Origin of the sequence: Paenibacillus sp. FSL k6-2145, assembly GCF_037976585.1 — a bacterium.
Classification (GTDB): domain Bacteria; phylum Bacillota; class Bacilli; order Paenibacillales; family Paenibacillaceae; genus Paenibacillus.
Genome location: NZ_CP150267.1, coordinates 1,130,331 through 1,155,644, shown reverse-complemented (window position 1 = coordinate 1,155,644; position 25,314 = coordinate 1,130,331). Strand labels below are relative to the sequence as shown.

Genomic DNA, 25,314 nt, shown 5'->3' with positions numbered 1-25,314 from the left:
GTTATTCCTTCCCCGTAACCAAAGCGAAGATAATCGCTTCACGATCCTGAATTTGATGTTCGTCATAGGTGTCAAACTCAAGGATTCCGCCAATCTTGCCGTCCAAAATGTAGATCAGGCGATCTGCCCGACAGGCGGCCTTGATATCATGCGTCACCATAACAACGGACTGTCCTTTCCGGTTGAGGTCTGTAAGGATATCGAGAACAGCTGTGCCGTGTTCCATATTCAAGCTTCCGGTCGGTTCATCCGCAAAAATGATATCCGGTGAATTGATCAAAGCCCGTGCAATCGCAGCTCGCTGCTGCTGTCCTCCGGAAGTTTGGGAGGGGAGGCGGTTACGCTGTCCATCAATATCCATGGCATTCATCAGCTCAGCAGCGCGGGATTGGATGTCCTTCTTTTTGTTTCCTGCGATATATCCCGGTAAAGCAATGTTCTCTTTGATGGAAAGGTCCGGGACCAGATTGATACTCTGATAGATATAACCGATCCGGCGGGTGCGAAAGTCGGACATTTGGCGTTCACTGTAAGCGTCAATCCGCTGGTCGCGAAAATAGACCTCACCTGCTGTAATCTGATCCAGTCCGCTTAGCAGATATAAGAGGGTTGATTTGCCAGAGCCAGAGTTACCCATGATGACTGTGAATTCCCCTTCATAGATGTCAAGATCAACATTACGGATGGCATGATGTTGTTCACTTCCGCTGTTGTATGTTTTGCACAGATTCTGTGCACGGATAATCACTTTTTTGGACAAGTCGAATCACTCCCGAGTGCAGTATAGGATTCATTCTAGAGGAGGGATGTTGAGGAAGCCTTATCAAATTATGAATAAAGTATTACAGCTGTGGAGGGTGCTCAGCAGATCGGCAGATAGAACCGGAAGGTTGTACCTTGGCCTTCTTTACTAGTAAAGGAAATATGGCCTCCATGTGCTTCAATAATGCTTTGGCAGATGGAAAGACCCAGCCCTGTACCTTCCTGCACATGTTGGTCTGCATGACTCGCCTGGCCTTTGAAATAACGTTGGAAAACAAACGGCATGTCCTGTACACGTATGCCCTGACCCGAGTCGGTGATGGTCACTTTCAAATGCCCAGATTCCAGTTCCGTGTCTATACGTATCGTATCTCCCTGAGCTGTATGTTTGAGGGCATTGGCGACAAGATTGGAGATGACTTGTTCAATTCGAGTGGGGTCGATAGCGATTAACACATTGGGGATGTAGTTGGGTCCTTTATAGATAAGCCCCTTTGTTAGGACAACATGTTCAATAGGTTTCAACATCGTCTCCAGTATAGGCCCACTGTACATTTCACGGGTTTCCACCGAAATCTGCCCCAATTCCCGAAGTGCATGAACCAGCAGATCCTCCACAAGGCGTGCCGTTTTATCCGTATGGGTCCGCATGACTCCCATATATTCCATCAGCGTCTCCTGATCGTTGCATAGTCCTTCCTCAATAGCTTCTATGTATGCTTTTATCGTGGTAATTGGTGTTTTAATGTCATGAGATATATTGGTGATGAGTTCTTTTTGTGCTTGTTCCTGCTGAATACGCTGCTCGCTCATATGTTTAATCTCCGTGCGCATGAGATCAAACATGGCATATACTTCGAGCAATTCATCGTTCCGGTTGTACTGGATTTTTTCTTCATAATTGCCTTTAAGCATGGATTCCGCATGTTGCTTCAATTGATGGATGGGAGAGAGCAGGTGTTTGTCCAGTTTTCGTTTCATCCAGAATAGAAATAAGCTCAGAATAAGTGACAGGAGCATGAGTGCGCTAATCAATATAACTGGAAAAGTCATCGATTGTTGAACCGTAACCATGGCATGTGGGATAGAAAAGATGGCATTGCCGATCTGACTTCCCATCGGTCCGTCCATCACGGGAAACGCAATATCAAGCGTATCGTTACCGTCCGCGGCCTGCGTGGCATGATGCAGATCATAATGAAGAGCTGAACGCAGATTAACTTGAGTCCCTTCAGAGGTGGGGGCGGGGTCGGAGGACAGAATGACTTTTCCATCCAAGTTTAGATAGGTAAGCAGAACCCCGGTCTCTCTGGCGGTGGAACGTATGACTTCACGAATATTTTGTTCATTAAGATGCTGATGATTTTGCTCCAAAGCGAGTAAGATCGGATTGACCTTGAGTCGAACCTGATTCAGGGACAGATTGGATTCGCCTGAATTTCGATCTTGTAACAGCATCATCGATAGTGCAAGGATACTTGAAACGATAATAATGAGAAGCCCAAGTGTTGTTAACAACCAGCGTTTGGACCAGCTGTTCAATGACATGTGGGTGCCTCCAATCTCACTTATTCGTAATTGAATTTGTAACCCACACCCCATACCGTCTTCAGAACGGTCGGATGCGAGGCATCTGCCTCGATTTTTTCACGCAGTCTGCGAATGTATACGGTTACGGTATTTTCATCGCCGTAGGTTGCATATCCCCAGATGGCGTCAAGCAACTGGGCTTTGGAGAACACCTGATTCTTATGGCTTGCCAGATAATGAAGTAATTCGAATTCTTTGGCGGACAGAGAAACTTCCGATCCGTTCAAAGTAACTTTATAGGCTTTTTTATCAATCACCAGGTTTCCAAGATGCAGTAGATCTGTTCTGTCCCGATCTGATGTCATACTGTCATAACGCCTGAAGTGGGCATTAATCCGTGCTAACAATTCGCTGAGCGAAAAGGGCTTCGTCATATAATCGTCTGCTCCAAAGCCAAGACCAAGTACCTTATCGGTATCACTGCCTCTGGCACTCAGAATAAGGATGGGGATATTATTGCGCCGTCTAATCTCTCGGCAGACCTCAATCCCGTCCATGTCAGGAAGCATAATATCCAGAATGATGTAGTCTGGTTGAATAAGCTCCATGATCTGAAGCCCGTCTAGTCCAGTGGCTGCGACGGCGGCTTCATATTGATTTTTGGTTAAATAATCTCGCAGAATGCGCGAAATATCTGGTTCATCCTCGATGATGAGGACTTTGCGCTGGTGGTTTAACATATGTATCGCTCCAGTATGATAGATGTTAATCGAATATATATGTATGAATTTGTAAAATGACTGTCTCTATAATTGTACAGTCTTGTTCTGTGGGAGTCACATAAAAAAATATTGAATTGAACTTCATTCTTATAAAAATGGTCTGACTTCTATTCGCACTAAAAAATAACCCATGAACCTCTTTAAGGTCACGGGTTTCTGATGCTGAATATCATACATGCTCCAGATCATCGATAGGCTCATGCTGTCTGGATTTGAGATACTCCGCCGGAGACACACCGAAGTGCGCCCGGAATACCCGGTGGAAATAGGAGTAGCTCGCAAAACCGCAGGATTCGGCAATATGCTCCAGTGTCATTTCACTGTATTTCATTCGTTCCAGCGCTGCATTCAGACGGATCTCAATCGCATATTGAATCATGGTCTGATTGTAGTGCTCCTTAAATAAACGGACTGCACGTGACAGACTGAGTCCTGCATAACGTGCCGCTTCATCAAGCTTGAACGTAACCGTGGCATGCTCCTCTATAAAACGTTTTAACTTCAGCGCAGAGGACACTGCCCGATCGGTCTGAATATTTTCTTTAATTGCCCGGTCGATATACAGACATAATCCGCGCAGTAACGCATCCTTTAGCTCCGCATTTTCCTCAAGAGGTCCGCGACGTTTCTCAAGTAACATATTTCTCCACAGGCTGATGAGTTTATCATCAAGTCCAATTCGGCTCACGGTAGATCGATGCTGCCTTTTCCACCAGTTTTCGATCCAGCTGCCCTCGCAGAACAGATAATAATCTCCGCTGGACAAGCGTCCTTCCTTATGTGGTTCATCTACAACGAGATGGTAGTCATCACCAGGCTTTAAGAGCAGCAAGTCCCCGCTTGTCATCCTGAATTCCTCATCCTGTACATACACCTTGCACGAGCCTTCAGTCTGCAGACGGAACAGATAGGTTTGCAGCTCGCCCTTCATATTATGTGTGAACGCCTTATAGTGGTATGAGTAGTCACAGATCAGTACAGATGTCTCTAACGTATCCAAAGATAAAATCCCCCAATATGTACATCCTGCATGCATTCAAATGGGCTACATTCAATAGATGCAAAATGATGGAAATAAAATTTGATCAGATAGTTCATGTTCTGACTATATTGTATATGTTCATTCTAGCCTGTTTTGCGTTAGGATGATACCAGATAGAGCAATGAAAGCAAATTTGAGAACAGAGGTGTATCCTACATGAAAAAACTTAATATTGGTTTGCAATTGTTTACACTCCGTGATGAAACTGCAGCAGATTTTCGTGGTACGTTGCGTAAGGTAGCGGCCCTTGGATATGAAGGTGTGGAGTTTGCCGGATATGGTGATATTCCAGCTGAGGAAATGAAAGCGCTACTAGATGAACTTGGACTGAAAGGATTCAGCAGCCACGTTTCACTACATGCGATGCGCGAAGACTTGCAAAAACAAATCGATTACCTGAAAACAATTGGTGCACAATATATCATTTGTCCTTACCTGATGCCAGAAGATCGTCCTGAGAATGCAGAAGGTTGGACCAAGCTATTCGCTGAGTTACAACAATATGGAGCTGAAGCAGCGAAACAAGGATTGATCTTCGGATACCATAACCATGACTTTGAATTCCACGGCCAGGTTGGCGATGCCAATGCCTTTGATGCCATGTTCGCTCAAACATCACCGGAAGCGGTAAAAGTGGAAATGGACGTATGTTGGGTACAATTTGCGGGACAAAATCCGATCGAGTATATTAATAAATATGCGGGTCGCTTGCCGCTGCTTCATCTGAAGGACTTCAGCAAAGACGAACAGGGCCAGATGAAAACACTGGAATTGGGACAAGGTTCGGTTGACCTGCCAGCTGTTATTGAAGGCGCTACGAATGCAGGTGTAGAATGGCTGATCGTGGAACAAGACGTATGTCAGAACCCTCCGCTTGAGAGCGTATCCAACAGCTACAACTGGTTGAAAGAAAACTACCTGAACCAATTCTAATGGGCCATCGAACCATGAAAAATGCTAATCTATTTGTCAAAGGAGACTTATGTACATGAGTAAAATTAAAGTTGCTGTATTCGGCTGTGGAGCCATTGCCGAGCGCAGACATATTCCAGAGTACGCTGCCAATGAGAACGTAGAACTTGTCGCTTTTGCCGATCCGATTGTGGAGCGTGCGGAGAAGATGGCCGAGACTTACGGCGGTAAAGCGTATTCCAATTACGAGGAATTGCTTGCAAACGAAACGGTGGATGCCGTTAGTGTGTGTACACCGAACTATCTGCATGCCCCAATGGCGATTGCTGCTGCAAATGCAGGCAAGCATGTATTGGTTGAGAAACCAATGGCAGTATCCACTGAAGAAGGCGAGCAAATGATCGAAGCTGCCAAGAAAAATGGCGTGTATCTGATGGTTGGACACAACCAGCGCTTGATGCCTCCTCACGTAAAAGCAAAAGAAATTCTCGACTCCGGCAGACTTGGAAAAGTTCTGAATTTCCGTACATCATTCGGTCACCCAGGTCCGGAAGGATGGAGTGTGGACGGAGCTGAAAGTTGGTTCTTCCGTAAAGAAGAAGCTATTATGGGCGCTATGGGTGACCTGGGCGTGCACAAATCAGACTTTATCCGTTACTTGCTGAATGATGAAGTATCTGAAGTGGCTGGTTTTATCAGCACACTGCACAAGGAAGGTACTCAGGTTGACGATAACGCAACTTGTTTGCTGCGCATGAAGAGCGGAGCGATCGGAACGCTGGTAGCGAGCTGGACACAATACAGAGCTGGAGACAACAGTACTGTTCTGTGGTGCGAGAATGGTGTCATGAAGATCGGAACAGTTGAAGGCGATGAAGTTATCGTTGAACTGACCAATGGCACAGTTGAGACGTACAAAGTTGGTGCCATGGCTACCAACGAGAAACAAGTGCCGAGTGGTGTAATTGACGCATTTGTAGAGTCAATTGTAACTCAAACCCCTCCAGCGATTTCCGGAGAAGAGGGGTTGCGTTCCCTGCAAGTGATCTTGGCAGCATTCGAATCCGAGAAAACAGGTCAGATCGTTAAACTGTAATCCATACGAATGACAGTGCAATTTCTAACATTCTATATGGCTTAATCTATGATATAAGGGACTTATCTTCAGAGAAGTGTTCTGGGGTAAGTCCTTCTTTATTTGTTCCCGGGCAAGTGGGGGGGAACGTGAACAGGGATACGGTAATTGTGCAATAGGGTTTACAATAGTGGATCGCTTTTGCATAACAGAAAAGGCTGATATTATGCGCTACCGCGTAATATCAGCCCCTTAGAGTCATTAAAATTAATGATATAATGATTAACTTTCTTTAGATGCCAGCCGGTACATCACTGCCCAGATCCAGCCATGTTATTTCAGCAGGAGTCAGCGTGATGCGGGAACCTTCGTCACAGGACAGCAGCTCCGCCTGATTCTGGGCACCGATCAGGGCACAGGTTGGGAACGTTTGATTCAATACATAAGCGAGTGCAATCTGAATAGGTGATGTTTTCTTCGAATTAGCCAATTGTTCAGCCCGGCGCAACCGTTCCCAGTTGCCATCACTGTAGAATACACGCACCAGGTCTTCGTTATCCCGAACTTCAGGTGTGAATCGTCCAGTGAAGAAACCACGCGCTTGAGAGGACCAGGATAGCAAGGGCAGCTTGGTTTGGTCATGCCATGCCAGCGTCTCTGCATCTGCTGACACACAACCTTCCCAGAAAGGTTCGTTTGCTTTGGCGAGACTGAGATTTGGACTGCTGAATGTGAAGCCCTTCAAGCCGTTTGCCGCAGCGTACGCATTGGCTTCCTCGAGTCGCTGCCAAGTCCAGTTGGAGGCGCCAATTGCGCCGATTTTACCGGATTCAATATGTTCGTTTAATGCTTCAAGAATGACACTGACAGGGGTATTGGGATCATCCCGGTGCAGGGCATACATCTCTACGTGATCTGTCTGAAGACGCTCCAGACTTTCCATCAAGTCACTGCGGATGGCATCAGCGTTCACACGTGGTCCATTCTGGTCATGATGCGCGCCTTTGGTGAGAATGACGATCTGGTCGCGGTTACCACGTTCTTTCATGTAACGACCAAGGACTTCTTCACTCTGTCCACCACAATAGATATGTGCTGTATCTACGGTGTTACCGCCAATCGACAGAAAAGCATCCATGTTCGTAGCTGCTTTATCGTAGGCATTATGCACGAAATAATCGGTTCCTTTAATCAATCTGGAGACACGTTTACCTGCACCAGCAATTTCGATATATTCCATAAGTCAGTTCATCCTCTCAATTATAGTGTAATTCGTGTACGTTCTTCCGCTGAACGAAGGCAAGCTTCCAGTACTTTCATATTAGCTACTGCATCGGAAGGGGCGAAGCGCAGATCCTTGCCCTGAAGTACAGCACGTGCCATATCATCTCCCTGCAATGAGTAGTGGTTCACTTGCGGGACTTCAATCTCTATGCGTTCACCACCAGCCGTTACATAGAAGTTGGAACTGCGGTCCTGTCCGCTGATAAATGCGGAAGGGACTTCTATAATCCCGTCGGATCCCAATACCTCCAGCGTGTTGCGGAAGGCTGCCCACATGCTGCTGTCAAACGTCACGCCAACGTGATTATCGAATTCCAGCAGTCCGGAAGCCATCATATCGACTTGATCATGTTGTGGGGAGAACATGCCAATCACGGTAACTGCACTTGGTTCTTGACCAAGCAGCAGACGTGCTACGCTGATGGAATAACATCCGATATCATACAGTGCACCGCCACCCCACTCTTTCCGAAAGCGGACATTGCCGGATGCATTGGAGTTATTAAATGAAAATGTGCTGTGAATACCACGGATCTCACCGATCTCACCACTGGCAATGATATCCCTGATCTGCTCATATCTTGGATGATGGCGGTACATGAATGCTTCCGCGAGATGCACACCTGCATCTGCACAAGCTTGAACCATCTCCTGAGCTTCCTGCTCTGTCAGAGCCAGTGGTTTTTCGCACAAAATATGTTTGCCTGCTTCAGCAGCCCGGATCGTCCATTCCCGATGAAGATGATTCGGCAGTGGGATATATACGGCATCAATGGAATCATCAGCGAGCAAAGCTTCATAACTGCCATAAGCCTTGTCGATCCCAAGTTGTTCAGCCGTTTGCTTGGCTTTATCTTCGTCTCGACTAGCAATCGCGGTTACTTCATTCAACTCGGATTGCTGCAGGCCTGGAATGACGGATTCCACAGCAATGCTAGCGCTACCAAGAATGCCCCAACGCAATTTTTGAACTGAATTCATGTGTTGTATCCTCCTGTGTATGAATGTATATTGTGATTATAAAGAATAGATCAATGAATTAAAATGATAATATATTGAGGTTAGTTAACACAATATTGTTGATCAAGGAGAACCGGCTATGATGAGACAAACCGTATTGCTTACCCTGCAGGATATTCCATATTTTTGTTATCCCGAGTCCGTTGGACATTATATGGACCACGTCCAGCATTCCGTGTTGCGGGAGGCAGGAGCACTGAACAACTTTAATATTCACTACGTCGCTGCGGGCAAAGGGTACGTGGAAGTGGACGGGGTGGTGCATGAGCTTCGCGCAGGTCAGGCGGTTCTATATTTCCCGCAGCAGCGACAGCATTATTATAGTAGTGAAGATGATCCGTGGGATGTACGATGGGTTCATTTTTACGGTGAACGTCTACATGATTATATGATCGAGCGGGGGTTACATCGCAATCTATTATGGACACTGCGGCAACGCAGCTCTTGGGAAGAGGCTCATCTGGCCTTGCTGACTGAAGCGGAACAGAACACGATGCTGCGTCCGGCTCAGCTATCTACATTGACCTATGCCGTACTCGCGGAGTTCGTGCAGCATGCAGTACCTTTAAAGAGTACACGTACCACAAGTAAGGCGGAGAGTCGGGTTCTTGCACTTCTTCCACAGATGCAGCAAGAGGCCTGTCAACCTTTCCTGTTACAGGACTGGGCGGATCTCGCAGGTGTGAGTTCGTATTACTTTTGCAAAATGTTCAAGAGTGCTGTGGAGATGACGCCTATGGAATTTATCACTCGTTCACGACTACAGATGGCGAAGCAATGGTTACTGGAACGGCCTGCGGCCAACATTGGACAAATCGCGGAGGAAGCGGGGTATCCCAATGCCAGTTATTTTAACCGCCAGTTCATGGCCCATGAGGGGATGACACCTACGGATTACCGCGGATTGTATCACAATTAACCCGTATCCTTTCGATGTTGCCAGTGTTTGAAATGTAGTGGTTTGACAGAGAACTCAATCAAGTCTATTATGGATAAATTAAATCCGTGTATAATGAGGTGCCCTCATGAAATATTCAAAAGCGACAAATTATGCTTTGCATACGATGCTTCATCTTGTAAGCACTGCTCCTGAGCAGCTGGTTAGTGTACACCAACTTGCAGAATTGCAGAAGGTATCACCAACCTACCTGTCCAAAATTTTGACCAAATTGGTTAAGGCGGGCATGATTGAATCTACTTCTGGTGCCAATGGTGGCTACCGACTTAGTCGTAAAAATCCGGACCCTTCTTTCCTGGAGATCATTCATGCGATTGAAGGTCAGGCGTCCCTGTTCGAATGTTCCCAGAATCATAACGCAGGCTGTTTGATCCAGCAGGTGATGGTGCAGGCGGAAGAAGAGATGGAAAGTTTTTTGAACAATAAAAAAATGTCAGAACTGGCTTCCCAGATGAAGGGTGCACATTCCCTGTAACTTGCACTAGAAGTGATCTTTCCCCAACCTCGTGAGAGGTAAGGAAAGATTTTTTTGTATCGTTGTACCTAATAGAAGGCGAATGGTACAATAAGGAAGGTATAGTATGCATACATACATGATCCTAATCTTACATCACATTTTACATCTCTGGAGGGACAACACATGAGCCAATCAACGATCACAGGACTGGAACAATTGCTCGCGCTTGAAAACATTCGGAACACCAAGGCGCGTTATTGCCGCTATATTGATACGAAGCAGTGGGATACCTTGGGTGATGTGTTTGCTCCGGATGCAGTGGCCGATTTCAGCACAGAGGGCAATCCAATTCCGGTATTAACAGGCCGTGATACGATCGTACAAGTATTCCGTGATCTTGTGGATGTTGCCGTAACTGTGCATCATGTTCATAGCGCCGAAGTTGAATTTGTATCTGAGAACGAAGCAAAGGTCATCTCCCCAATGGAAGATTGGGTCACGTTCCCGGAGGGCAATGAGAACAAATCCTTCCACGGATTTGGGCACTACCACGAGACTTTTGTCAAAATCGACGGCCAGTGGTACATCAAACATACAAGTCTGAAACGTCTTCGTTTGGACCTGTTTGAATAGTATAATCAGTGTAGAAGAATATAGAATTTGATCAACCGTAAAATAATAGCCCCGAGGAGCGTGATGAACGCATTCTTGGGGCTGTTTTGTGTTTGTGGGAGAGGGCAGCTGACACATGCACAGAAAAATGGGATAGAAAAAAGCCAGGTTCAGAACCCGAGGGTCCCTTCCTGACTTCTTTTGCTTAAATGAGATGTTAGATCCGGTTACTTGTTTCCGTAACTTTCCGTGACTGCATTCTCAGATACACCTGAGAGAAAATAACGGATGCCAGTGCAACTACGGTCATACCCCAGAAAATATTGGTGTACGCCGAGGATAGCGGCATGTTTTGCATCGCAGTTAACGCTACACCAGTGACAGCAACGCTGAAGGCACCGCTGAAGAACTGACTAAGTTGGAACAGTCCCATACCTGCGCCCACCTGATCCATGGTCAGATTGCCAGACAATTCATTGGACACGCTGGTGGTTAGGGAAGAGAAGCCTACGCTGAGCAGGACATACACGGCCATGATGGCGTATATGCTATTGTCTGCAAATAAGGCGAATAGCCCGGCAGCGGCCAGTAGCAACCATGGTGCAAATTTCAACAGCAACGTATTGCCATGTCGGTCAATCATACGGCCGATCCGGTTGGACAGCAGCATGGACACGACTGCACCCGGGAAGATGACGAGTCCCGATTGAGCAGGGGTCAGTCCATACAGATGCGCCAAAATTTGAGGTAACAGGAACAACGTTGAGAAGTTATTGATGTACGATACAATCCCCAGCGAGCTGAGCATCATATATTTTTTGTCTTTGAACAAAGCAGGTTGAACAAATGGATCTGCCGCGCGCCGAATTCGGAGCCAGAACAGAAGCAGTGCTGCAGCACCGATAACAAGCGTGAACCACTGACGGGAAGTCAGGAATAACAGCACACCCGTAGTACCAATGGCAAGAAGCACAGCACCCAGCAGGTCAAATGAACCTTTTTGCGGTGTTTCCCGAGGAAGCAGTTTGAAGAATACAGGAATCAAGAATAACGTTAATCCTGTAACGATAAACAGATCATGCCATCCCAGGAACTGGGTAATACTTCCGCCGATGACGGGACCAAGTCCAAGACCCAGTGAACTGGCGGACATGATGACAGCCATCGATTTACCCCGGCGATCATGTGGAATGTACCGGGTAATCAGCACAATGGCAAGCCCCGGAACTGATGCAGCACCCGCAGCCTGGATCAGACGTGCAATGAGCAAAATGATGAAATGATTACTGAAGAACCCGAGAACCGATGCCGCACCAAGTAAGGTAAGCCCGGTCGTGAATAATGTACGAATAGGTATGAAATCCGATAGACGTGAGAACGTAATCGAAGAAATGGCAAATACAATGGAATACCCTGTAACAATCCATGAGGAAGCGACGGATGTAAGCATAAATTCGGCTGCAATTTTGGGCAGGGCCAGATTAAACATCATTGTATTCATAACAACGAGTACAACGGTGAAACCAAGCAAGCTTACAATTAAACCTTCCTGTATTCCGGTCCGTTCCCCTGATGATGCGGTTGCGGTGTTGTTCATAAAAACCTCCTAAAGTGATGATGTGTATTTCGCAACATTTCAGAAACGGTGTGTAACATTTGCAAAATGTAGTATGATGTCAATCCCGTGCCTAACAGCAGGGGTTACATAACGAAATCATTAAAGTTCGATTGGTGTCGAACATTAGAAATATATCATGGATCTGTGTTAAAATACAATGGATAGTCTGATAAAAGGAGACTACAGTATGAAAATTTTACATCATCCACAGGTGTCAGATATTGAACTTTCCTCCGTATTGTATGCGTTAAGCGACCCGACCCGTCTTGGGATTGTTGCGGAAGCAGCGAGAAGCGGGGAGCAGCCGTGCAGTCATTTTCATGCACCTGTTGTGAAGTCAACGATGTCGCACCACATTCGCACCCTGCGGGAAGCCGGAGTTATTCGGGTCAGAGTGCAGGGCACACAGCATTTTCTCACCCTGCGATCTGATGATTTGGAAACGCGCTTTCCAGGACTCCTGCAACCGTTATTGCAGGCCGCATCTCAGTCGAGCACAGATCCTTCCTAAATGTTGTCCTTTCTTCAGGTCGAAGAGGGGACATTTTTATTTTCTGATACTGCATGTTCAAAAAGTTAACGATTTAGCACCGAGAAGGTGAACGCAAGATTCGATGTCGAGTTCGCTTCGTGGGCTACTTCGTGATCAATTGGGGACTTTTTGAACAACCTTTAAAACTGATGCGACATTCTGTGTCGTACCATGCCCTATATAATAACGGTGAACACACAAACCATATCGAAAAGAGGTTCACAACCATTGGCAAAAACTAAAAGAGGACGCGTCTTGTGGAGTCTTCCTTCCAGAGGCCGGGGAACATGCCCGGTGTGTAGCAGTACCCGAATTAAATTGTTGTATACGCAAACAAAAACAGACGGTACAAGTCTGAAAGTATGCAAGAAATGCTTCAAAGCCGTGCAATCCAGAGTGGATAAGGCACATGTATAACATAACTGGCCTGTTCTTCGGAACGGGCCATGTCTTTTGATATAATCGAATATATTAGGGATGGATGAGATGGGGGCGGGAAGATGAGTAACATGCATCGGATTCACTGGTTTGACGAACAGATTCGGGGTGGACGTTTTCCGAATAGCAGCTGGCTTGCCCGTGAGTTTGAAATCTCCCGTCGTCAAGCTCAGCGTGATATTGAATATATGGCAAGTTCCTTGCGAGCCCCTTTGGTGTATATGGCAAAATATCGGGGCTATTGTTATGAGGATCAGACTTTTCGATTGCCCCACTTGTATATGACCGAAGAAGAGCAACGAGTGCTGAAATATCTGGCGCATCGATATCGACATTACGATTATGATCAATCGGACGCGGTGAAACGTGTAGCGCATTTGCTGGAGCGTTTTACGTTGGAGGAACAGCAGATGGGGAGTAGCGAGCTTCCGGTATTTTCGGCGCAACCGAAGCAACTGCAATTCTTTGAATTATTGTCCCATGCCGTAACTGACTTGCGCAGAGTACATATTCATTACAGGGATCACGATGGAGAACGGCAGTTTTCCTTGTGTCCATTAAAGATGATATCCCAGTTTAACGCCGATTACGTGGTAGGTTATGAAGCAGACCCTGTACAGCAAGTGGCCATTCGCTTGCAAGGCATTGTTCATGTATCGATCTTGAATGAGAGATTTGAGTACAGGTCAGATGCTCTCCTAGGTGGATGGGAAGAACCACTGCCTGTGCGTAAACCGTTTGTAGCTGAGATTCGCTTGAAGGAATTGCAGCAAATGGACCTATGGCAAGGGTATCGTATCCAGGCTAGGCAAGATCAGATTTATTCAATTGAATTTTATGACACGGACGCTTTCTTGCAGCATTTGTTTATTAGCGAATGGGAGGAACTTTTGTCTCCTGGGTGGCTTAGACGCAAGCTTCAGCAAAGCGCAGAAGGATTAATTGACAGGCTCGTGATACAACGTAAGCAAAACGTGGAATAAAGCAGCATAGAGAGGAGAAGATACTTCCTTGGCTGAGAATATTTTAGATAACCTCATTATGAAGCGGGAGTCCAAATCGTACGTGGATAGTCTGCATGCGATACTCACCCATACAGGCCAGTTTAAAGGTTCCAAGGTTGTACTTGCCGGATATACGGGCATGGCTTTCAAGCTGTCGATACATCGCAGACTACTTCCCATGTCGGTTACAGCGTATGGACAATGGGGGGAGGCACATCGTCCCGGAGTCGATAACCTGGGGATATTCACGATTTGGGATGGGGGACGTACACGTCATTCCACGTTTGGTTATTACCAGCAGGATGCAGTGAATTGGGTGAGACGGAGTATTGATGAAGGCACTGGTGTGATTTACTGGATTCCTGAGTTCGGTGTTATTCATGGATATGATGACAGTGACCGCATCTTTTATGTGCAAGACGGATGGAGCAAGGAACCGCAGATTCTGTTGTATGACAATTTCGGCTTAAACTTTACCGGATTTTGGTATTGTCAGGTGTTTGGTGATCAGGTCCGCATTCCTGAACAGCAGATGCTGCTGGAATCCCTGCGACTGGCGATTGAGGATTGGGATATTCCCTATCGTCTGTTACCTGATCAGAATATTGCCTCAGGTAAAAAGGCATATGATGTGTGGGTGGAGGCCCTGCGGAGTGGGGATTTCGATGAATCCGGTGCAGGTTATATTTTGGAATCCTTCTGCCATTCGCGAACCGAAATAAGAATGTATTTGCAGGGTGTTCGAGGGATATGGAACGAACTGGACCAGGCTTGTGCATGTTATGAAAAGCTTGGGACGTTAATTGACCAAATGAAAGGATATATAGTTCAGCAGGAAAATAGACGTGTCTTGCGATCAGATACGACAGAAGATCTAGCACAGGTACTAGTGAAGGCAAAAGCATTGGAAGAGCAGGCTATTGATTATTTTCGAGTGATATCCCGGAAGTATCCTGACCGTAAAAGGTCCACTATACCACGGTGGGGAGCACATTCCGCGCGATAGGATGAGAGAGGAAGGGAGTGAAGGATGATGGCGACAAAAGTAGTATTGCAGGACTGGATTCAATCCCCGCAAGCTGTGAATTTTGCTGATGAATATAGATCATGGAGCGGTATGAGCGCGTATACAGATGCGTTGTATCGCATTTTATTACATAAACAGTGGACGGTTTTCCCACACCACATGATTGCAGGTATGACAGCAAGTGCATTCAGACTAGTGGTGGACCGGCGTCTGACGTCAGAATCAATTTCGACACACAATTGGATGGCAGAGAACTTTGTCGCAGCAGACTTCATTGGTGTGACGGCGAGCCAGGCAGCGGGCTTTTCGTTCGAACCAACCTTTCCCCTGTATCAGAAGCAGGCTCTGCTGGACATTAAAGCTTCCATTGACCGGGGAATAGGTGCGATTCTCTGGCACGATCAATTTGTCATTGTTACTGGATATGATGAGGTGGAACGTGTGCTGTTCATCTGTGAAAGTAAAGGTAATGAAATCATTCGTCTGCCCTATGATTCGTTTGGGAGGAACAGTACACCCTACTGGTATTATCAGGTTCTGGAAGCCTGTGCACCTATAGATCTATGGGAAGTCTGCAAGGAATCGTTAATACAGGCCGTCTACAAATGGGAAACCCATGACTATATGCTGCCGCCCCAAGATTATGCCTGTGGGGCGGCTGCGTATGCCGCTATTGCTGGTGCTTTGCAGTCAGGAACATATGACGCAGAACAAGCGGCAACAGTTCTTCGCTATTATGCCAAATCAAGATGGGATATTGCCTCTTATGTGGCAGGACTTAAGCATCTGTCCATTCAAATGGATCAGGTCATAGACGAGTATGAGCTACTCGCAAACCTGTATACAATGATCGTTGAGGAAATAGACAACTCCATCTCTTGGGATTCGAGAGAACCGGAATGTGTGCAAAGGGTAATTGAGCTTATATGGAAGGCAGGGGCTACGGAACAACGTGCCATTGATGCCATTAAACTTGCCTTTCCAGAGACGATAGGCAATCGTTTTAAGGATGTTGGATTAAGATAAATATAACAAGTAGTTTATCTGATGTGATACCCCCCGGGTCGAAGTTCCATTTGATGCTAGAAGCGCAGTTTAAATATTTCTCACTTAACTTGGCGGGGTAACCATGCTGACCGCATTCTCAAATTCCGCCTGCCAGTCGCCCTTGATGATGCTGCCGATGTAACCATCGGGTCGAATCAGTACCAGCGTGTCGCTGTGAATGCCATAGATTTCGGTCAGTTTTTTGGTGGTATCGTTGATAACATTCTGTTCGGCTTCATTGCCGGTACTAACGATGTATCTGTGCAATTCGGCACCGCTGGTTGGCCAGATCAACTCTGGGAGAATATGAGCGGTATTGGCTCCAAAGGCAAGCAATGTGAATTGTGGTCCACGAAGGATCTCAAATAGTCGTCTTACACCGCCTGGGCCGATGCATGGAGCATCAGGTGCTCGGTCTCCGACCTGAAGTGACTTGGTCGCTGATGCATGCTCAGAGCTAAGTGGACCACCATGATACGATAGTGCGAGCTGTCGTTCTTCGTCACCGCGTTTGAGACTGGCGAGACGTTTATTATCGAGCTTGGCGTACAACTCGCTGGATTTCCCAAGAACGCGTGCGGCAACAGGTTGACGTTCAGCTTCATAGGTGTCAAGCAGGCGATCGGGTGCGCCAGCAATGACCTGACCTATCTTCCAGCCGAGGTTGTAAGCGTCCTGTACACCGGTATTGAGCCCTTGCGCACCGGCTGGGGTATGGACGTGGGCTGCGTCGCCTGCAAGGAAGACACGGCCCGACCGATAATGCTCAGCAAGTCGCACGTTGGGACGGAATACGGAACTCCAGGTAATGTCGTAGAGTCGTAAACCAGTGAGCTTGTAGAACTGAGCGGCAAGTACAGCCTCGTCCAGATCTGGGTTCTCGTCTGCTCCCAACCTGATCATGACCTGAAACTGGTCGGAGTGTGGCAATGGGCATGCTCCTACAAATTTACCTTTTGTGCGGGGCCACATATGCCAACGATTGCGAGACAAGCCATCGATTGTACCATCAATGATGAGCATACGATCTGATTCGTTGGTCTCTCCAACAAATCGAATACCTGTACCTTTACGAACGGTGCTGGAACCCCCGTCTGCCCCCACCAGATATCTGCTGCGAATCTTTTCCCCTGAAGAGAGCGTCACCGTCACCCCAGCGTCATCCTGTTCAAAAGTATCTACCGCGTTGTTAAATCCAATATTCAGCCCCTGACGTTCGAGTAGGCGGTGCAGGATGGCATCCGTGCGGTGTTGAGCCAGCAGAAGAATATTCGGATAGGGCAGATCTGGTGTAGGTTTATTTCGCTGCTGCATGCGCCACGGCACAGTGATCGGACCTAGATGGATACCTGCGAGCGGGTAAGAACTTCCCTCTGTGTGAGCATCACTCAGCACGCCTAGATCTTCAAAAACCTCCTGGGTACGCGGCTGTACCCCCTTGGCACGAGAACCCTTAAAGGCATGGGGAGCCTTATCGACCAGCCGGACACGAAGGCCGCGGCGCAACAGATCTGCTGCTAATGTAGATCCGGTCGGGCCAGCACCTGCAACCAATACGTCGATATCGTAATCTTCCCTTGATGGACTCACATCCGGTTGTTGCTTCTCTTGCGATGGCTTGAATCGTATATCTGTCATTTGTAATGTTCCTCTCTGAATTATATAAATTGAACTAAAGATTATTTACACAGGCACTACGATGACAGAACAACCTTCCAATCGCTGTTATCCCCGGATTTTTTCGATTCCCTTTCTCAAGGGGAAATCTGGTGATAAAGAAGAAGCGTATGCTTCCGAAGTAGCTTTCTTGCAGAAAGTTTTTAGCTTCGCTTTTTCAGGTTTTTTCTGTCCTCTTCGTTATCGTGTAAATGATTAGTTCAACTTATTGTTTCTCAGAAACAATAAGTTTCCTTGCAACAATAATAATTTAAATTCTATTCTTTTGTCAATATTGTTTCCTGGAAACTTTAATTATGAACCTGTCCTTGATATACTGGGATGAAGTTCATTAGTGTTGGAGGAAAAAGGATGATCAAGCCATCAAACTATCACAATAAAGAGCACCTGATTGATGAAGTGCTGGAAGCTGTGAAAGACATACAGATTAAATTCCAAGCGGAAGATGACGAAGAGAAGGAATGGCTGCTTAAGCACAGCCCTGATCCGGAAGTTCAAGAGTTAATCGAAGAAATGACGGTTACGATGTTACATGTGCTGGATGCTATCGGAACACTTGAACCTGTAAATGGGATAACCATTTCAAAGCAATTTGGCTTTTCCAAAGGCACGGTTTCCAAAATCACCAAGAGGCTGGTACAGAAAAATATCATTTTGCCTGAATACCTGCCGGATAATAAAAAAGAAGTATTGTTTCGCATGACAGAACAGGGTCAAGACATCTATCGTTTACATCAAGCCATGCATCAACAAATTGATCTTGGCGCAAATCGTTTTTTGCAGCGATATACCGAAGATGAATTGCAGTTCTTAGCGCATGCTCTCCGTGATACGGCACAGGCGTCCTGGTTCAATTCGGAAAAAGATGGGCCATCCATCGTTTCTGGTGATGGGGGGGCTTATCCTGAAGAAGACTCAGAACTTAATGAGACCACAGGGGAGTTAACCGTTAACGAGGAAATGAATGAAATTATGGGGATGCTTCATACACTGAATACCCGTGATCTGAAGAAGGCCAAGGCCGTTCTTGAGGATGTTTTCTTTACGAAATATGAGGATTAACGTAAGTAAGCTGTTGAGCCTGCTCATATTCATCTCGGCATACGAAATTGTTCTGCAATAAATAAGCGCTATAAAACCGGACAGGCTGCAGCCGATCCGGTTTATTTGCTTTGAACATATATGCACATCAACTCATGTGATCCACGCTAATCATAACTTTTACAAGAAAAAATAACCAAAATTTTAATTTTGGGGTAATCCAAATCCCCTCTTGTTCCGAATATTATATTAGATGGTCTTTTTTGGATGATGATATTCAAGGACAACAGGGGGCGGGAGTATGGTACATAATCCGGAAACCATTCAGGAATGTATCGAACATGCACGGCAAAGGCTCTACCAGATTGCTGATCAATATGCGGAACTGTGGCATCCGGAGGTTATTCGCCAATCCATGGTGCTGGATGAGTTAATTAATGAATATAACAACGCAACTCGCGGAAGAACGAATTCGAATCAACTGAAATAATGAACGTATAGAATGCACTTATAAAATGAAGAAGAATTCCAAGAAGGGATTCCGTGTGTTTGCCTTACTCTTTTACCGCCCCGAGCACAATTCCCTTTACGAAGAAACGCTGCAAGAACGGATATACGAGCAGAATCGGCAGAGCGCCAATAAAGATCTGAGCCGCGTTAACCGTACGCTGAGACATGTTCTGAAGCTGCGTTGCATCCACGTTCATGTTGGAGAAATCCTGCTGAACGATAATGGTCTGCATTAACGTGGCTAGTGGATATTTGGAAGCATCATTCATATAGATCAACCCGTCGAACCAGGAATTCCACTGACCTACCATCGTGAATAAAGAGATCGTCGCAATGGCGGGCATGGATACAGGCAGATAAATTTTGAACAGGGTCGTAATATGGTTGGCTCCATCGATAAATGCGGCTTCTTCCAGCTCTTTCGGCACATTACGGAAAAAGTTCATCATCAGAATCAGGTTCCAGACAGCCACCGCTCCTGGCAAGATCAGAGCCCACATCGTATTAATCAATCCAAGCTTCTGAATCAAAATATAGGACGGAATCAATCCCCCGCTGAACAGCATCGTGAAGATGAAAAACCATGCATATAACGAACGTCCCTTGAAGTGCAGACTCTCCTTGGATAATGGATAAGCCGTCAGGAAGACAAGTGTCATACTGAGCAAAGTACCCAAAACCGTACGCTGGACTGAGATCCAGAGTGCACTGAGAAAGTTACTGTTACCAAATGTTTTGGTATAAGCGTCCACCGTAAAATCAATCGGCCATAGTGTCACCAGATTGGCGGATGCTGCCGCTTTACCACTGAAGGAAACGGCCAGAATATGGACCAGCGGCAGGATGCACAGGATCGAGACGGCCGCGATGAATATCAGGTTGAAACCATTAAATATACGGTACCCGGTTGTTTTGTGATACACCTTGATTCCTCCTTAATGCGTTATGCTAACTCTTTTAGAAAATGCGGTAATTGGCGATTTTGTACGCCATCCGATACGCAGAGATGACCAGGAACATCGCGACAAATGATTTGAATAGTCCAACGGCAGTCGCAAAGCTCATTTTGCCATTCAGAATTCCCATCCGGTAGACAAAGGTATCGATAATATCACCTTTCTCATATACCAGCGGATTGTACAGATTGAAGATCTGGTCAAAGCCTGCATTCAGGATATTGCCCAGCGATAACGTACCTACCACGATAATCATCGGCACAAGTGCAGGCAGGGTAATATGCAGTGTCTGTCTAAGTCGTGTTGCTCCATCTACCTCCGAAGCCTCATATAATGCCGGGTTTATACCCGCAAGTGCTGCCAGAAATACAATCGTTCCGAATCCAAACTCCTTCCACACATCACTGACAACCACCGTTACACGGAACCAGTCTCCATCTCCCAGAAAGAAGATCGGTTCAACGCCAGCCGCCGCTAACACCTGGTTTACCAGCCCGCCTTCCGGTGATAACATATCGAGCAGAATGCCGCCCAGGACAACCCAGGACAGGAAATGGGGCAGATACACCAAGGTCTGTGAGAAACGTTTGAACGTAGAGTTCCGAACCTCATTCAGCAGAATGGCGAATACCACGGGGGCCACAAGTCCGGCCACAATTTTCATCGAAGCGATCAGTACCGTGTTCCAGATGACCTGAACGCTGTCGGGATATTCGAACATGAATTGGAAGTTGTCCCAGCCGACCCATTTGGAGCCAGTGAACCCCAGCCACGGTTTGAAGTCTTGAAAAGCAATAATAATGCCGCCCATGGGCACATAGGCGAACAGCAATGTGAGCAGTACAGCAGGCAGCAGCATCAGATGCAGCGGCCACGTGCGTTTGAAATTCCAGCGGGTACGTTTGCGTGGATGGGGTGTCATTTTTCGCACCGGCGTATTGGTTGTTAACGGTTGTTCCATAGCCATCAGGGTCCCTCCTTTATCTCGTCCAACCCCGACAACATGAGGCGAGTTAGCCTCTGCACAGAGTGGAGCAACTGAATTATAGCAACGGAAAAGGGCGGACTATAGAACAACATTTCAATGCGGATGTTGAAATATTAACTTGTTGATGGAAACAGCAAAAAAGAGCATCCGACTGTAAAGTCCAATGCCCCTGTCTTCAGGTTGTGCTCCTGCCATATGTTATTTTGCTTCCGATATGCCCTTCATGCTGAACGTGCCTATATTATTTCACAATCGAGCCATCATACTGCGCATCAACGGTACGAACCGCTGACTGCACCTCGGCCACTAAACGTTCCCGTTCTTCATAGAGGGGGGATTCCTCTGCCTCAAAATCAAACTGAATCGCTCGTACGCTACCTTGTGGCAACGTTAATCCCTGAAGCTGTAATTCAAACAATAATGAAGCATCAAAGGCCATGCCATCCAGGTCCCTGTAACAGTATAAGCTAGAAATATCATCTTCTTTAATATGCAAAATGCCTTGTTCTGTCAGTTGCATCACAGAGCCCCCTCACGAAATGTTGATTCACTCCCAGTATAAGGGGATTACAAGTTGCAGGAAAGCAGGCGAATATAAAATCATATAGAAATGTAAGGGTTTTCAATATAAAATAGGACTTCGGTGTAGAAGGACTTCAAATTCAGGAACAGGGTGAAACGATGAAATTCACAGTATTTGCGAAGACGGTCATTCTTTTAATCTGCCTGCTGGTACCCATTCTGCTGCTCTATACATACGCGAACCAGGCAAATGTGGACATGGTCGTTGAAGAGAAACAGCAGTCGAGTCTGAACCAGTTCAATTATTTCAGCTCCCAGGTGGATAAAAATATCGAGCAGCTCTCGCTGTATGGCCTGACATTGCTGCGAGATCCGAGTATTCTGCATTACCGTTACATGACGGACTCCACCAGCCAATATGAGAAAAACAGCATCTATCTGGATATTCTCGACAAATTATCATTGTACCAGTCCACCAGCCGCTGGAAGAACGATATTACGATTGTCCTGCCACAAGCGGAACTGGTGTTATCCACCATGTCCAGCCGGACAGTCTACGATGAGAAAATGTTGACGTTTCCGCAACCTGGACAATGGCAGCTGGAGCAGGGGAGTTTCACCTACTTTTTCACAGATAACTATGAGTGGAATGAAAAACCGGTGAACACAGGTGTGCGAACCGTGATGGAGATTAATTTTGACCCGATGAACGTGGTTGCCATGTTGGATGATTTTAAAGAAACGCAGGGAGGAGATCCTTTCTTGCTAGTACCGGGCAATGATCCGTTGCTGAACCGTACGGCAGACCGCGAACTGGTCGAAGCGATTATGCGAGATATCCCCTTTGACGGACCGGAGAGGGAAGGTAATCATCAGCTGGAGGTGGGTGACAAACAATATTTGGTCAGTTACGTGCACTCCAAACAACTGCAAGCGGTATACGTGAACCCGGTGGTATTGGATGATTTGTTAACCCCGATGGACAAGAGCCGAAATATGTTTATTACCTCCATTCTGTTACTGCTCGTGCTGAGTATCGGGGCTGCACTGCTTTTGTATCGAAAAGTCCAGGTGCCCATCCATCGTTTGATGAGAGGGCTGCAACAGATTCGCAAAGGCCAGTTGTCCACTCGGATTCCAGTCGATCACTCCCGTGATGAATTCGCGTATCTCACCCAGAGTTTCAACCATATGGCGGAACAGATTCAGGAATTGATCGAGAAGGTATACGAGGAACGTATCCGCTCACGGGAAGCCACACTGAAACATCTGCAATCACAGATCAATCCGCATTTCCTGTACAACTGCCTGTTTTATATCAAAAATATGACCCAGCTTGGCAACCGTGAAGCGGTTATTGCCATGTCGCTAAGTCTGGGAGACTACTATCGCTACATTACGCGGGGCGAGAATGACATGACGACAGTAGAAGAAGAGATTCGGCTGCTGGACCATTATCTGTCCATTCAACAGATGCGGACCAACCGACTGACCTACGAGATCGCGGTACCGCAGCAACTGATGCAGCTTCACATTCCGCGACTGCTCATTCAGCCCATCGTAGAGAATGCGGTGATCCATGGCATTGAGCCGATGGAAGGCAGTGGGCATGTCGTCGTAACGGGGATGGCGGTACCCGAACATATTGAGGGTCGGAAATATACAAGATATAGCCTGTTTGTTGATAATGATGGTGTCACGCTGACAGCGGAAGAGATTGCCGAATTGGAACGGGAGATCAATGAACCAATGGGTGAGGAGATTGGAACAGGAACGTGGAATGTGCACCAGCGTCTCGTTACGCGATATGGGTTGTCGTCGGGGCTTCATTTTGGAGCGATTCCCTATGGTGGACTTAGTGTAGAAATTCGATGGTTTGAGGAGGAACAAATGTATGATGAATCTGATGGTCGTGGATGATGAACATTCGGCAGTGGAGTCGATCGCTGTCTCGATACCGTGGAGAGAACACGGGATTGGTCAGGTATTCAAAGCCTATTCAGTCAAAGAAGCCCTGGAGCATATGGCATCACATCAGGTCCATATTATTATCACGGATATCCGCATGCCGGGTCTGTCCGGTCTGGATCTGGTCAGTCACATCAGGCAAAAGTGGGAACAGACGAAATGTATTATTTTATCGGGGCATGCCTCCTTCGATTATGCGAAGCAGGCGCTCAAACATGGGACGGTTAGTTATCTGCTCAAACCGGTCCGGGATGAGGAACTGATCGAATCCGTGCAGCAGGCTGCAGTGCAGATTCGCCTGGAGGGTGAGAAACAATTGCTGCATCAGCGGGCCATGTATTCGGTAAGGGAACATCTGCCTGAGAAGCGGGCGGAGCTGATGAAGGATGTACTGTTAGGGCATAAATTTGCGGATGCTGAACTCGAAGGGAAGCTGGAGCAACTGGAGATCGGGTTCCGTCCACAAGATAAAATGCAACTGCTGCTCATCCGGTATGATGACCATCAACCTACACATAAAGCGTTTCGATTGATGAAGTACGCCATCTCGAATGTAGTGGAAGAGATCTACGGCAGTACCTATCATCTCTGCCATACGGATGATGCCTATGATGATCTGGTCTTCATGGCCAGTCCCAAACAAACTCAGGCCGAACCTGAAATGTTAATGGGCCGACTTGGAGAGCGGTTGATCCACAGTGTGAGGCAGTATCTGAACGCGACCATTTCCCTATCCGTTAGTCGTATGGGGCGTTTTCCAGATCAGGTGCCGCAGCTATATCATCAAGCCGTCAGTGCACTTCGCAAGCAGGCCGAGGCGGGCAAAGGATTACATCTGAATGCGGCTGCGGGAACCAATGGGGCCACGTTGAAGTCACTTGCAGCACTGTATGAACCGCCGGGTCTAACGGCGTTGCTGGAAGCCGGGCGCATGGAGGATGCACACCGCAAGATTGATCAGATCTTTGCCGAACTGTCGAACAGTGTGTTCCCGGAGCATGTGTATGTGGCCTTTCATTATCTGGCGGCGGCATTCTCATATATGGCTCATCGGGAAGGAAGACAGTTAGCCGAAGTGCTTGGCGAGCAGTACCAGCAGTTGCTCAAGGATGGTTATGGCATCTCGCTGCGCAGTCTGGAAACGTGGACCAGAAGTGTGATGCAGCAGTGGGCAGAGAGTACAAGCGATGCGGGACAGGATGCCGGATCAACGCTGATCCGGCAGGTTCAGCAATGGATTGACCATCATCTGGGTGAGGATCTATCGTTGCAGGTCATTGCCGGAGAGGTGCATTTGCACCCCGTATATCTGTCGAAAATGTACAAACAATCCACAGGTGAAGGCATTAGTGATTATATTATCCGTTCCAGAATGGAACGTGCGGTTCATTTGCTCAAGCATACGGCAATGAAGATCTATGAAGTCGGTCAGGAAGTGGGGTACAATAACACGCCTTATTTCATTCAGGTGTTCCGCAAACATTATGGACTGACCCCGCAGGATTTTCGGAACGGTTAACAAATCAATATGAACATTGAAATTGTGATATAT

Annotated in this window: 25 protein-coding genes; 14 read left to right on the top strand and 11 right to left on the bottom strand. The window is 46.8% G+C overall.

Annotation, left to right across the window (positions count from 1 at the left end; translation table 11 throughout):
* Window position 1: 1 nt before the first annotated feature.
* The 4 genes from NZ043_RS05245 to NZ043_RS05230 all read right to left on the bottom strand — a co-directional run bounded on the left by NZ043_RS05245 (window position 2) and on the right by NZ043_RS05230 (window position 4,074).
* A complete protein-coding gene (locus NZ043_RS05245) occupies window positions 2-760 on the bottom strand; it encodes an ABC transporter ATP-binding protein (RefSeq protein WP_249913235.1) in 759 nt (252 codons plus the stop codon).
* Window positions 761-861: 101 nt separating this feature from the next.
* Entirely contained in the window at window positions 862-2,310 is a 1,449-nt protein-coding gene (locus tag NZ043_RS05240; protein ID WP_339310913.1) for a HAMP domain-containing sensor histidine kinase, read from the bottom strand.
* Between the two features lie 20 nt (window positions 2,311-2,330).
* On the bottom strand, window positions 2,331-3,032 hold the full coding sequence (locus NZ043_RS05235; RefSeq protein ID WP_339310911.1) for a response regulator transcription factor: 702 nt from the start codon (window positions 3,030-3,032) through the stop codon (window positions 2,331-2,333).
* Between the two features lie 211 nt (window positions 3,033-3,243).
* A complete protein-coding gene (locus NZ043_RS05230) occupies window positions 3,244-4,074 on the bottom strand; it encodes an AraC family transcriptional regulator (RefSeq protein ID WP_076253526.1) in 831 nt (276 codons plus the stop codon).
* Between the two features lie 198 nt (window positions 4,075-4,272).
* On the opposite strand from NZ043_RS05230, the gene NZ043_RS05225 reads away from it, so the two are divergent.
* Window positions 4,273-5,049, top strand: a complete 777-nt coding sequence (locus NZ043_RS05225; protein WP_036606781.1) for a sugar phosphate isomerase/epimerase — start codon at window positions 4,273-4,275, stop codon at window positions 5,047-5,049.
* Between the two features lie 55 nt (window positions 5,050-5,104).
* The gene (locus NZ043_RS05220; protein ID WP_091038428.1) at window positions 5,105-6,124 is read left to right on the top strand and encodes a Gfo/Idh/MocA family oxidoreductase; all 1,020 of its coding nucleotides are present in this window, start codon (window positions 5,105-5,107) and stop codon (window positions 6,122-6,124) included.
* Between the two features lie 271 nt (window positions 6,125-6,395).
* On the opposite strand, the gene NZ043_RS05215 is transcribed toward NZ043_RS05220, so the two are convergent.
* Entirely contained in the window at window positions 6,396-7,343 is a 948-nt protein-coding gene (locus NZ043_RS05215) for an aldo/keto reductase (RefSeq protein ID WP_091038430.1), read from the bottom strand.
* Window positions 7,344-7,363: 20 nt separating this feature from the next.
* The gene (locus tag NZ043_RS05210; RefSeq protein ID WP_339310909.1) at window positions 7,364-8,368 is read right to left on the bottom strand and encodes a Gfo/Idh/MocA family oxidoreductase; all 1,005 of its coding nucleotides are present in this window, start codon (window positions 8,366-8,368) and stop codon (window positions 7,364-7,366) included.
* Window positions 8,369-8,486: 118 nt separating this feature from the next.
* Here NZ043_RS05210 and NZ043_RS05205 point away from each other — a divergent pair, with 118 nt between their 5' ends.
* The 3 genes from NZ043_RS05205 (at window position 8,487) to NZ043_RS05195 (ending at window position 10,455) form a co-directional block, all read left to right on the top strand.
* Window positions 8,487-9,326 carry a helix-turn-helix domain-containing protein gene (locus tag NZ043_RS05205; RefSeq protein WP_091038433.1) on the top strand — a complete coding sequence of 280 codons (840 nt, stop codon included), beginning with the start codon at window positions 8,487-8,489 and terminating at the stop codon, window positions 9,324-9,326.
* 106 nt (window positions 9,327-9,432) lie between these two features.
* Complete coding sequence (locus tag NZ043_RS05200) at window positions 9,433-9,840, top strand: Rrf2 family transcriptional regulator (RefSeq protein WP_017692155.1); 408 nt, start codon at window positions 9,433-9,435, stop codon at window positions 9,838-9,840.
* Window positions 9,841-10,005: 165 nt separating this feature from the next.
* Complete coding sequence (locus NZ043_RS05195) at window positions 10,006-10,455, top strand: nuclear transport factor 2 family protein (RefSeq protein WP_074096526.1); 450 nt, start codon at window positions 10,006-10,008, stop codon at window positions 10,453-10,455.
* Between the two features lie 196 nt (window positions 10,456-10,651).
* On the opposite strand, the gene NZ043_RS05190 is transcribed toward NZ043_RS05195, so the two are convergent.
* The gene (locus NZ043_RS05190; protein WP_339310906.1) at window positions 10,652-12,031 is read right to left on the bottom strand and encodes an MFS transporter; all 1,380 of its coding nucleotides are present in this window, start codon (window positions 12,029-12,031) and stop codon (window positions 10,652-10,654) included.
* Between the two features lie 208 nt (window positions 12,032-12,239).
* Here NZ043_RS05190 and NZ043_RS05185 point away from each other — a divergent pair, with 208 nt between their 5' ends.
* The 5 genes from NZ043_RS05185 to NZ043_RS05165 all read left to right on the top strand — a co-directional run bounded on the left by NZ043_RS05185 (window position 12,240) and on the right by NZ043_RS05165 (window position 16,079).
* Window positions 12,240-12,563 (top strand): helix-turn-helix transcriptional regulator, encoded by a 324-nt coding sequence (locus NZ043_RS05185; RefSeq protein ID WP_249913229.1) that lies wholly within the window; start codon window positions 12,240-12,242, stop codon window positions 12,561-12,563.
* Window positions 12,564-12,812: 249 nt separating this feature from the next.
* Window positions 12,813-13,001, top strand: a complete 189-nt coding sequence (locus tag NZ043_RS05180) for a hypothetical protein (RefSeq protein ID WP_074096524.1) — start codon at window positions 12,813-12,815, stop codon at window positions 12,999-13,001.
* An 83-nt stretch (window positions 13,002-13,084) separates the two neighbouring features.
* A complete protein-coding gene (locus NZ043_RS05175; RefSeq protein ID WP_339310904.1) occupies window positions 13,085-14,005 on the top strand; it encodes a WYL domain-containing protein in 921 nt (306 codons plus the stop codon).
* A 28-nt stretch (window positions 14,006-14,033) separates the two neighbouring features.
* Window positions 14,034-15,032 (top strand): C39 family peptidase, encoded by a 999-nt coding sequence (locus NZ043_RS05170; protein ID WP_240768313.1) that lies wholly within the window; start codon window positions 14,034-14,036, stop codon window positions 15,030-15,032.
* A 24-nt stretch (window positions 15,033-15,056) separates the two neighbouring features.
* Window positions 15,057-16,079 carry a hypothetical protein gene (locus tag NZ043_RS05165; protein WP_339310902.1) on the top strand — a complete coding sequence of 341 codons (1,023 nt, stop codon included), beginning with the start codon at window positions 15,057-15,059 and terminating at the stop codon, window positions 16,077-16,079.
* 84 nt (window positions 16,080-16,163) lie between these two features.
* Here the strand turns inward: NZ043_RS05165 and NZ043_RS05160 are convergent, their stop codons facing one another.
* Window positions 16,164-17,738, bottom strand: a complete 1,575-nt coding sequence (locus NZ043_RS05160; protein WP_091038440.1) for an FAD-dependent monooxygenase — start codon at window positions 17,736-17,738, stop codon at window positions 16,164-16,166.
* A gap of 390 nt (window positions 17,739-18,128) precedes the next feature.
* Between NZ043_RS05160 and NZ043_RS05155 the strand changes: the two genes are divergently transcribed.
* Both NZ043_RS05155 and NZ043_RS05150 read left to right on the top strand, forming a co-directional pair.
* Window positions 18,129-18,839 (top strand): MarR family transcriptional regulator, encoded by a 711-nt coding sequence (locus NZ043_RS05155; protein WP_091038442.1) that lies wholly within the window; start codon window positions 18,129-18,131, stop codon window positions 18,837-18,839.
* 280 nt (window positions 18,840-19,119) lie between these two features.
* Window positions 19,120-19,308, top strand: a complete 189-nt coding sequence (locus tag NZ043_RS05150; RefSeq protein ID WP_091038444.1) for an aspartyl-phosphate phosphatase Spo0E family protein — start codon at window positions 19,120-19,122, stop codon at window positions 19,306-19,308.
* A gap of 64 nt (window positions 19,309-19,372) precedes the next feature.
* Here NZ043_RS05150 and NZ043_RS05145 read toward each other — a convergent pair whose 3' ends face one another.
* The 3 genes from NZ043_RS05145 to NZ043_RS05135 form a co-directional block, all read right to left on the bottom strand.
* Entirely contained in the window at window positions 19,373-20,251 is an 879-nt protein-coding gene (locus NZ043_RS05145) for a carbohydrate ABC transporter permease (protein WP_017692164.1), read from the bottom strand.
* 34 nt (window positions 20,252-20,285) lie between these two features.
* A complete protein-coding gene (locus NZ043_RS05140) occupies window positions 20,286-21,206 on the bottom strand; it encodes an ABC transporter permease subunit (RefSeq protein WP_091038596.1) in 921 nt (306 codons plus the stop codon).
* A gap of 307 nt (window positions 21,207-21,513) precedes the next feature.
* Window positions 21,514-21,792, bottom strand: a complete 279-nt coding sequence (locus NZ043_RS05135; RefSeq protein WP_339310897.1) for a hypothetical protein — start codon at window positions 21,790-21,792, stop codon at window positions 21,514-21,516.
* A gap of 161 nt (window positions 21,793-21,953) precedes the next feature.
* On the opposite strand from NZ043_RS05135, the gene NZ043_RS05130 reads away from it, so the two are divergent.
* Both NZ043_RS05130 and NZ043_RS05125 read left to right on the top strand, forming a co-directional pair.
* Window positions 21,954-23,714 carry a histidine kinase gene (locus tag NZ043_RS05130; protein WP_339310895.1) on the top strand — a complete coding sequence of 587 codons (1,761 nt, stop codon included), beginning with the start codon at window positions 21,954-21,956 and terminating at the stop codon, window positions 23,712-23,714.
* Window positions 23,689-25,281: a response regulator gene (locus tag NZ043_RS05125; RefSeq protein ID WP_339310893.1), complete on the top strand. Its 1,593-nt coding sequence runs from the start codon at window positions 23,689-23,691 to the stop codon at window positions 25,279-25,281. Before NZ043_RS05130 ends, NZ043_RS05125 begins: the two co-directional genes overlap by 26 nt.
* The last annotated feature ends 33 nt before the right edge of the window (window positions 25,282-25,314 follow it).